This is a genomic window from Phocaeicola sp. RTP21359st1_B8_RTP21360_211022 (genome assembly GCF_040911965.1).
Classification (GTDB): Bacteria; Bacteroidota; Bacteroidia; order Bacteroidales; family Bacteroidaceae; genus Phocaeicola; species Phocaeicola vulgatus.
The window spans coordinates 46,583-55,404 of record NZ_JBDFXP010000035.1 but is presented as its reverse complement, the minus strand read 5'-3'; the positions used below and the strand labels follow the sequence as shown (position 1 = coordinate 55,404).

5 protein-coding genes are annotated in these 8,822 nt (G+C 37.4%); 4 read left to right on the top strand and 1 reads right to left on the bottom strand.

Translation table 11 applies throughout. The features are described 5' to 3' along the window. Positions 1 to 1,214 precede the first annotated feature (1,214 nt). The 3 genes from AB5062_RS16630 to AB5062_RS16620 are packed head-to-tail and all read left to right on the top strand — an operon-like array spanning position 1,215 to position 6,152. Positions 1,215 to 3,911, top strand: coding sequence for a SusC/RagA family TonB-linked outer membrane protein (locus AB5062_RS16630; RefSeq protein ID WP_005835700.1), 2,697 nt, complete (start codon positions 1,215 to 1,217; stop codon positions 3,909 to 3,911). Between the two features lie 12 nt (positions 3,912 to 3,923). Next, the gene (locus tag AB5062_RS16625; protein WP_005641955.1) at positions 3,924 to 5,540 is read left to right on the top strand and encodes a RagB/SusD family nutrient uptake outer membrane protein; all 1,617 of its coding nucleotides are present in this window, start codon (positions 3,924 to 3,926) and stop codon (positions 5,538 to 5,540) included. Positions 5,541 to 5,549: 9 nt separating this feature from the next. Beyond that, entirely contained in the window at positions 5,550 to 6,152 is a 603-nt protein-coding gene (locus AB5062_RS16620; RefSeq protein ID WP_005835699.1) for a Crp/Fnr family transcriptional regulator, read from the top strand. A 103-nt stretch (positions 6,153 to 6,255) separates the two neighbouring features. Here AB5062_RS16620 and AB5062_RS16615 read toward each other — a convergent pair whose 3' ends face one another. After that, positions 6,256 to 6,444, bottom strand: coding sequence for a hypothetical protein (locus AB5062_RS16615; RefSeq protein ID WP_038606157.1), 189 nt, complete (start codon positions 6,442 to 6,444; stop codon positions 6,256 to 6,258). Positions 6,445 to 7,736: 1,292 nt separating this feature from the next. Here AB5062_RS16615 and AB5062_RS16610 point away from each other — a divergent pair. Further along, positions 7,737 to 8,714, top strand: coding sequence for a bacteriophage abortive infection AbiH family protein (locus AB5062_RS16610; RefSeq protein WP_005835694.1), 978 nt, complete (start codon positions 7,737 to 7,739; stop codon positions 8,712 to 8,714). The last annotated feature ends 108 nt before the right edge of the window (positions 8,715 to 8,822 follow it).

Below are 8,822 nucleotides of genomic sequence, written 5' to 3'. Positions count from 1 at the left end.
TATAGTAATTTTGTAACAAGTTATGGATGGAGCTCTTTTCAATTAGAATACAGCGCACTTTTCAATTAGTATCTACAATGATACAGCAAAGCGAATACGCAGGAGGGTAACTTTGCAACAGAAACAATTTAAAGATTATAGTATTTGCAACCAGTTATTACTCAATATTTTGTGAGTTATAAGTCAGAAATATGGGCATAACCTTTAGGGGTACATTCTAAAAGGTGAAGATTTAACCTTTTTATTATTTCTTAACACTCAAAGAGCGGTGGTAGAGGGTATTTTCCCTCTTTTCGGTACTTTATTGATGGTTCGATGTTCCCATCTTTCCACATTGCTTGGCTCGTTCGCACAAGCCACTACAAAGGTACTACAATTTCCAATAAAGGCAAGAGGACAGCAATTCAAATCTATTATTTTTGAGGGAGTGAAATCTGCCGCTTGCCAAATTTCTCTCTGTCGAAAATAATAGTCCTCTGAAAAGAATGAAAACAGCATTGATAAAATTGCCTTATTAAGGGGGGGCTATGCTGTTTTATGCTATTATTTCGTCAGTCGTTTATCTCCGTTGCCGGATGCAGTTTTCAGCCAAGCCGATGAATAAGAAAAGGTTTTGGAGCTGTTTACTCTCCAACGGAGGACGAAACTGCTCCAAATGGTTTACCGCTTGAACTTTTCGTTTTCTAAAAGAGGTTTGGCAACCTTTGCATCCGACAAAAGGAGATAAATGACCAGATATATAACAGTAGTATTACATTAAGGTAAAGAACAACCATGGTATAGTATTATTGCAATTTAACTATTTAAAGTTTGTTTATAATCAAATCATTTAAAGATTTTTGTCCTTCTATGATTTTTTGTATTTGATAAATGTCGTAATTAAATAAAAAATATCACGCATAATGACTTTTTCTTTTTTCTAAATTTCTTCAAATGACAAATTATTGTTACCTTTGTAATGTAATGTAGTTAATGGTTGCGCTTATAAAGTCCTTGGAAAGGATTTATGTATAAAAGAGGTAGATGTTTACTCTGTTCTTGCTTGGATTATCAGCATCACTGATATGAAATAACAAAAAAAAATATACAATGGCTAAGCGGACGGACAGGCAGGGAAATAGTACAGATTCCCAATCCCCCTCTTTATAATACATTGCGTATAAGATTTATTAACTGTCTGGTCTGGGGAATCTACAGAGATTTAACGAATCAAGATGGGAAGAGTCAGTCTTTGTCTTGTCATAATGTTCTTCATCTGTAGTGCTCAAAAAATTGATGCACAAGTACAGAATATCAGAGAGAAACAAGATACCATTTCGGCGACTAAATCATTAGAGCATATCAGGCCCGAGAATATCAAGAAGGGACCATTGAATAATGCTTTGGATGTATTGAGTGGTCAGTCTGCCGGTGTGAACGTCACCACTAATGGGACTGACAGGCTCGCTATGCTGAATAGTATCCGTGTGCGTGGTACCACATCCATTATGGGTGGCAATGACCCGTTAGTAATTATTGACGGAGTGACATCTGACATCGCTACGCTATCTACCATATATCCCGCAGACATCGAGAGTTTCACTATTTTGAAGAATGCTACCGAAACGGCAATGTACGGTTCCCGTGGTGCTTCAGGTGTAATTGAGATTAAGACCAAGAAAGGAACGGGGCGAGGTTTCGAAATATCATATGATGGCAACTACGGATTCGAGTCAATGTATAAACATCTGCAAATGCTCAACGGCCCGGAGTATATAGCTACAGCAGAGGCACTTGGATTAGATTACAATAATGGTGGCTACAACACCAATTTTCACGATGTAATTACTCGTACGGGCTTGATACATCAGCATCACTTGGCTTTTAGCGGTGGTTCGGAAAACTCAAACTATCGAGCATCGTTCGGTTTTATGGATCATAATACAATTGTCAAAGTTAACGATTACCGAAATTTAGTGGTAAAACTTGATGCTACACAAAAGGCTTTCGATGGTCGCTTAGTTGGCGATTTTGGTGTATATGGCTACTCGTCAAAGATACACGACATTTTCGATACACGAATGCTGTTTTACTCGGCAGCTGCACAGAATCCTACATATCCAGCAGGAACTGATGTTAATGGCAACTGGGTGAAGAACTCGGCTGCATCACACATCAACCACCCCGGAGCACTCCTCTATGAGAAAAATGACTCCGAAGAACGGAATTTCAATACACATTTGGGGCTGAAATTTAATATCCTTGACAATTTGATATTGTCGGCTTTCGGCTCTTATTCATATTCATCTACGGGAAATGCTCAATTTTGTCCTACATGGGTGTGGGCGCAAGGCAATGTTTATCGTGGAGAGTTCAAGGGTGAAGACTACTTTACAAATGTGTCCCTCTCATATAACAATGCTTGGGGAGACTCACACCTTGATGCTGTTGTTGGCGCAGAATATCTTAAACAGGTAAGGACTGGTTTATGGGTGCAGGCAAAAGGAATAACAACAAATGATTTCTCCTATAATAACATCGGAGCAACATCATCGCGTCCTTTCGGTGGTACGAGCAGTAGCTATGAAGACCCGTCACTTGCTTCAATAATGGGTAGTGTCACATATAGTTACAAGGATAGATATTCTATTGCGGCAGCACTCCGTGGAGATGGCTCTTCAATGGTAAGCGATAACAATACTTTCGGATTCTTCCCATCAGTATCACTGGGTTGGGATGTAAAAAAAGAAGGCTTCCTCTCTGATACTGACTTTATAACAATGTTGAAACTAAGAACCGGATATGGTCGGTCAGGAAATCTTGGAGGTATAACATCCTATACAACACTTAATACCGTAAAGGAGAATGGTATCGTATCCATCAACGGTGCACCTACCGTAACAATGGGAAGTATACGCAACACGAATCCGGACCTTAAGTGGGAGACTCGTTCAACATTTAATATCGGTTTTGACTTAGGTATATGGGATAATCGGTTGATGCTTACCTCGGAATTATATTACTCAAAGACAACGGATATGCTCTATGAGTATGATGTTCCCGTTCCGACCTTTGCGTTCGATAAACTGATGGCAAATATCGGCTCGATGTCTAACCAGGGTGTCGAACTAGGAATCTCGGTAGTTCCCATTCAACGAAAGGATATGGAGATGAATATCAACTTCAATATGTCCTACCAGAAGAATAAGTTACTTTCGCTTAGTGGAGAGTATAATGGTATGCATATGACAGCTTCAGATATTACTCCGATTGGCTCGCTTTATGGTGCAGGTCAGAACGGTGGAGACAATAATGTAGTATATCAGATTGTAGGTCAGCCATTGGGGGTATTCTATCTACCTCACTGCAAAGGGCTTAAAGAAAATGAACTTGGTGGCTACAGTTACGATATTGAAGATTTGAATGATGATGGCGAGATTGATTTTAGCGATGGCGGAGACAGGTATATAGCAGGTCAGGCAACCCCCAAGGTAACTATTGGATCAAACATCAGTTTCCGTTACAAGTCCTTTGATATTGCCATGCAGATAAATGGTGCTTTCGGTCATAAGATATTCAATGGCACGGGCTTGGCTTATACCAATATGTCTATATTCCCTGACTACAATGTATTGAAGGGTGCTCCTGAAAAAAATATTATTGATCAGAATGTTTCAGACTATTGGTTGGAAAAAGGTGACTATGTAAATATTGAACATATTACCATAGGCTACAATATTCCAATGAAATCCAAGGCTGTGAAGTCATTGCGTCTTTCGGCAGGCATTAGCAACCTTGCAACAATCACAGGCTATAGCGGTCTTACTCCAATGATAAACAGTTATGTAGTAAGCAACACTTTGGGCATTGACGACAAACGCACCTATCCTTTATATCGTACCTATTCGTTAGGTCTTAGTATTCAATTCTAACCGCTTACAGTTATGAAAAGATATATAAACATATTGATGGTTGCTTTGGCAACGATGATGACCTCTTGTCTTACTGAAGACCCTAGAGATCAACTTTATGAAGAAGACATTTACAACAATGCCAACAACATATATATTAATGCAGTGGCTGTGCTCTACAATTACATTGGTGGCAGTGCAGACAGTGAGGGTTTACAGGGGACCTGTCGTGGGATTTATGACTATAACACACTTACTACAGACGAAGCCATGATACCTATTCGTGGTGGCGACTGGTACGATGGAGGTTTGTGGACGAATATGTATCAGCATAAGTGGAGTCCTAATGATTTACCACTCTACAATACTTGGAAATACCTCTACAAGGTTGTTGTGTTATCGAACAAATCTCTGCATATCATCGATAAGTATAGCCATAACCTATCTGAGGAGCAGAGAGTGGCCTACGAAGCTGAGGTGCGAGCTCTGAGAGCACTTTTCTACTACTACATTATGGATATGTATGGCAGAGTGCCCATCGTAACATCCTATGAACAACCGCAGGATGAAGTTGTGCAGAGCGAGCGTAGCGAGGTTTTCCGTTTTATCGTGAATGAGTTGCAGGAGGTTGCCGAGTTGTTGCCAAATGAGCGTAGTAATAAGATGGGTAACTACTATGGTCGTATAACAACACCTGTAGCTAATTTCCTTTTGGCTAAGTTGGCTCTTAATGCCGAGATATATTGTGATGATAATTGGACTGATGGCGTTCCACGGAACGGTAAAGAGATATTTTTCACCGTCGATGGTGAGAAACTCAACGCTTGGCAGACCTGTATCAAATATTGCAATAAACTTGCCGAGGTAGGTTATCGGTTGGAGGACGATTATAGCTATAATTTCTCTGTGCATAACGAGAACTCCAACGAAAACATATTCACCATTCCGTTGGATAAGAACCTCTATGCTGCGCAGTTCTGGTATCTCTTCCGATCACGACACTACAACCATGGCGGTGCGTTGGGTGGCTCATCGGAAAATGGTACCAGTGCCAATATCTCAACAGTCTTAGCCAACGGATACGGCACAGATGATGTAGATGCTCGCTTTGAAAAGAACTTCTATGCCGGCATCGTAGAGGTTGATGGAAAGCCTGTAATGATGGACAATGGACAGCAGTTGGAGTATTTCCCATTGGAGCTAAAGTTGAATCTTACGGGAAGCTCCTATGTCAAGACAGCTGGTGCTCGTATGGCAAAATATGAGGTTGATAGGACCTCACATTCCGACGGTAGACAACCGGATAACGACATCGTGCTATTCCGCTATGCCGATGCTCTCCTGATGAAGTCCGAGGCAAAGGTACGTAATGGTGAGGATGGCTCGTTGGAGTTGAACGAAGTCCGAGGTCGTGTTGGTATGCCATATCGAGAAGCTACGCTTGAGAACATATTGAAAGAGCGTTTGTTGGAGTTAGTATGGGAAGGCTGGCGACGACAAGATATGGTGCGTTTTGGAGTTTATCACAAATCATACGATCAGCGAGTCCAACTGGCTGATGAGAAAAATGGGTATACCACAGTTTTTCCTATTCCACAAAAAAGTATAGACTTGAACCCAAAATTGAAACAAAATGTTGGATATAAATAACTTTAGCCTATGAGTATTCAATTTGACATTGCAAAACAGATTATAGCTGAAACATGCCCTAATCGCAAACTTAAGTTGGAGAATATTCGCCTTTTTGCAGATATTATTCAGCCTAAGAAATATCAAAAAGGTGATATAATTCTAAATGAAGGTGATATCTGTAATTGCCTATTTTATATAGAAAAGGGATTTATTAGACAGCACTACCTAAAGCATGATAAGGATGTGATAGAACATTTAGCATGTGAAAAAGATGTTGTCTGGTGTATTGACAGCTATTTTAACCGAGAGCCAACACATCTTATGATGGATGCTGTAGAAAACAGTGTTTTATGGGAAATTCCGCGTGATATAATGGAAGAACTTTCTGATGCTAATGGTGATATAGCTTATCTATATCGGAGTTTTTTTGAAAATTCCTTAATGTTATCACAATTAAAGGCTGACATTTTACGTTTCGAATCAGCAAATGACAGATACGCTAGATTACAGCAACATTTTCCTGAAATAACTAGAAGAGCACCTTTGACAATGATTGCTTCATATCTTCAGATGACATTGGAAACATTAAGCAGAGTACGTGCATCAATAGCTAATGCTGAGAGCAAATAAAGCAAACTAACTATTAGGACTTAACTAACATCAAAAACAGGTCAGGATATAGCGTCCTGACCTGTTTCTTTAATAAACTTAAAAGCTATGGATTAATGAGATGTTAGTCATCGTCATCATCATCGAATTCATCCTCATCGTCGTCATCATCATATTCTATTGCTTCACTTTCTTCAATAATGTTACTAAAAGCTCCTGTTAAATCAAAATGATAGTTCTTTTTATTGTTAAAAAATTCATACGTGATAGAGCCGAAAGTATTCATAATATGTAACTGATGTTTATGACTCACTCATCTTATTCGAAAAATAAGGGCAAACTAAAAAGTGTATGTTTACTATATTGAAGTCATATCTTTTGAACGACAAAAAGTAAATACTTATATAGAACAACTTCCAACATAATAATCACTTTTTAGCATGCCGCATACATTGTTAACCTTAAAAATCTTTTTACCTGTTGCAAGTAAATCTTACATTTACTATGCATAAACTAAACCCTATTTACTTTCCTCTCTTGCTTGACTTTAAATTATAAAAGACAGGGATCATACCAGTGGGGCACAAGTAATTTATTCTCAAACTATTGTTATCAACTATATTAGTCATTTTTACAATCTTTTTTATACCTTTAGCTGTTAAGCTCTTTAATGTAAAAAGTTGGTTAATACTAATTATAATTGGTGATTGCCGTAGGTTCTATTATTCCATTAGTCTTGATAATACTTGATCTGATGATGGAATATTGGATTCATCCCGGTTGGACACCAAAAGTTGATATTGTTGCAGTCGTTGGCATTCAAATTAGTAGGATGATTTGAAAATATTGAACCAATATAAACTATAATCTTTCTCATACCTATCTGAATTAGTCTCTCTAGTTTCGAGAGAACGTTAGTACTACTGAGCTGCCAATTCACAGCGCTCGATTATTATAAAATTCTAATGTGTCTCAAATTCATTTGCTTTGAAAATCACAAAAGATGGGGGGCATCCCAGTCGGACACCAAAAGTTAATCTTATTACACTTATTGGAATTTGCACTATTATTAGCAAACACAGTACTTAAAAACATTTCAATCTTTTTCATACCTTTCCAAATTTAGTTCCTCCGAAGAGGGGTTTATACTCACTTTTTTCTTTCTTTGACAATTTGATATTATTATCCTAACAATCACCAATATTTGTATATTCAAATCGTCATTTAATAGTTATTATTTATGACTTTCTTTTTATTTTCTGTTATCCTGTTTTGTTTTTCTGGTGCAAATGTATGTCGATTTAGAATTACAGACTGCAATAAAAGTGTGAAAATTTAAATTTAAGCAGATTTATTTGACATTTATCAAATCATGAATTATGTTTGAAATGATATTGAGATAAAAAACTAAGATATGACTCTTTAAATGGAATGTTAATTAACGTTTTTTTCTTCCTCTTATAAATCACCTTGTAAATTAAGTTATTATCTAACCGTATCACATTATCTGAATAAAGTTTAATAAGTGATAATACTAATTATAGAAATAGTTTATGTATCTATGTATGAGATACAAAATAGCATAGGTAAGATGAATTCACACATATGGAGAGACATTTATATATAATTGGTAATGGTTTTGATTTACACCATGGCATAAATAGTTCATATCGAAATTTTCGTGATTGGTTATATGAAAATGAACCGACTGTCATTCAAGACATAGAAGAAGCCTACGGCTGTTGTGATGATGAGTGGTGGTCTGATTTCGAGAATCAACTTGGTTCACTAGATATATTAGAATATGCTAGTGCTGTAGCAAGTGAAAATGTGCCGGATTTGATGTCTGACCATTGTGATAGAATGTGGAATGATGCCCAAATAGAGGTGGAGCAGAGCCTTGATGGACTATATAGCGATTTAAGAAGTTGTTTTAGAAATTGGATACTGCAACTGAATTCTCCAAGAGAAGACAAAAAGATTGAATTGATAAGAGAAGGATCTCGTTTCTTAACCTTTAATTATTCGAAAACTCTTGAGAATATGTATGGTGTTCCTTCCGCACAAATTCTTCACATACATGGCTGTATTGATGATAATGAAGAATTTGTTCTAGGACATTGTGTAGGAGAGGATGAATTACGGAAGATGATAATAGTAAATGATCCAGAACCACCTTCTGACGATGATCCAGAAGCATATGAACAATGGAGAATGGAGATGGAGGACAATCATCAATTACACCAACAATTAGCAGAAGATGCCGCAGTAAGTGGCGTTGCATCTCAACAAAAACCTGTCAAAAAATTATTGCATAGGTATAAAGACTTCTTTGATAGCCTTTACGATGTGACACATATACATGTTTATGGAATGTCATTCTCGGAAGTTGATGCGCCATATTTAAACATGGTTGCTCAAATAGCAAGAGACGCAGAATGGGAAATAAGTGATTATCAAGGATATTGTGAAATGGAAATCACATCGTTTATTGATTTACATAAAATAACCAACTATAAGGTGATTGAACTGAACACATTAATATCTCGATTACAATTAGAAATAGATTTTCCAGCCAACTAATCAATTTCTCTCTCTTATTACATTCAAATTATGTGGATTAGCCTGTTCACACTTATTTGTGCAATAAGTCACTCATTTAATATATATGCTGTGGTACATCTATTTGTT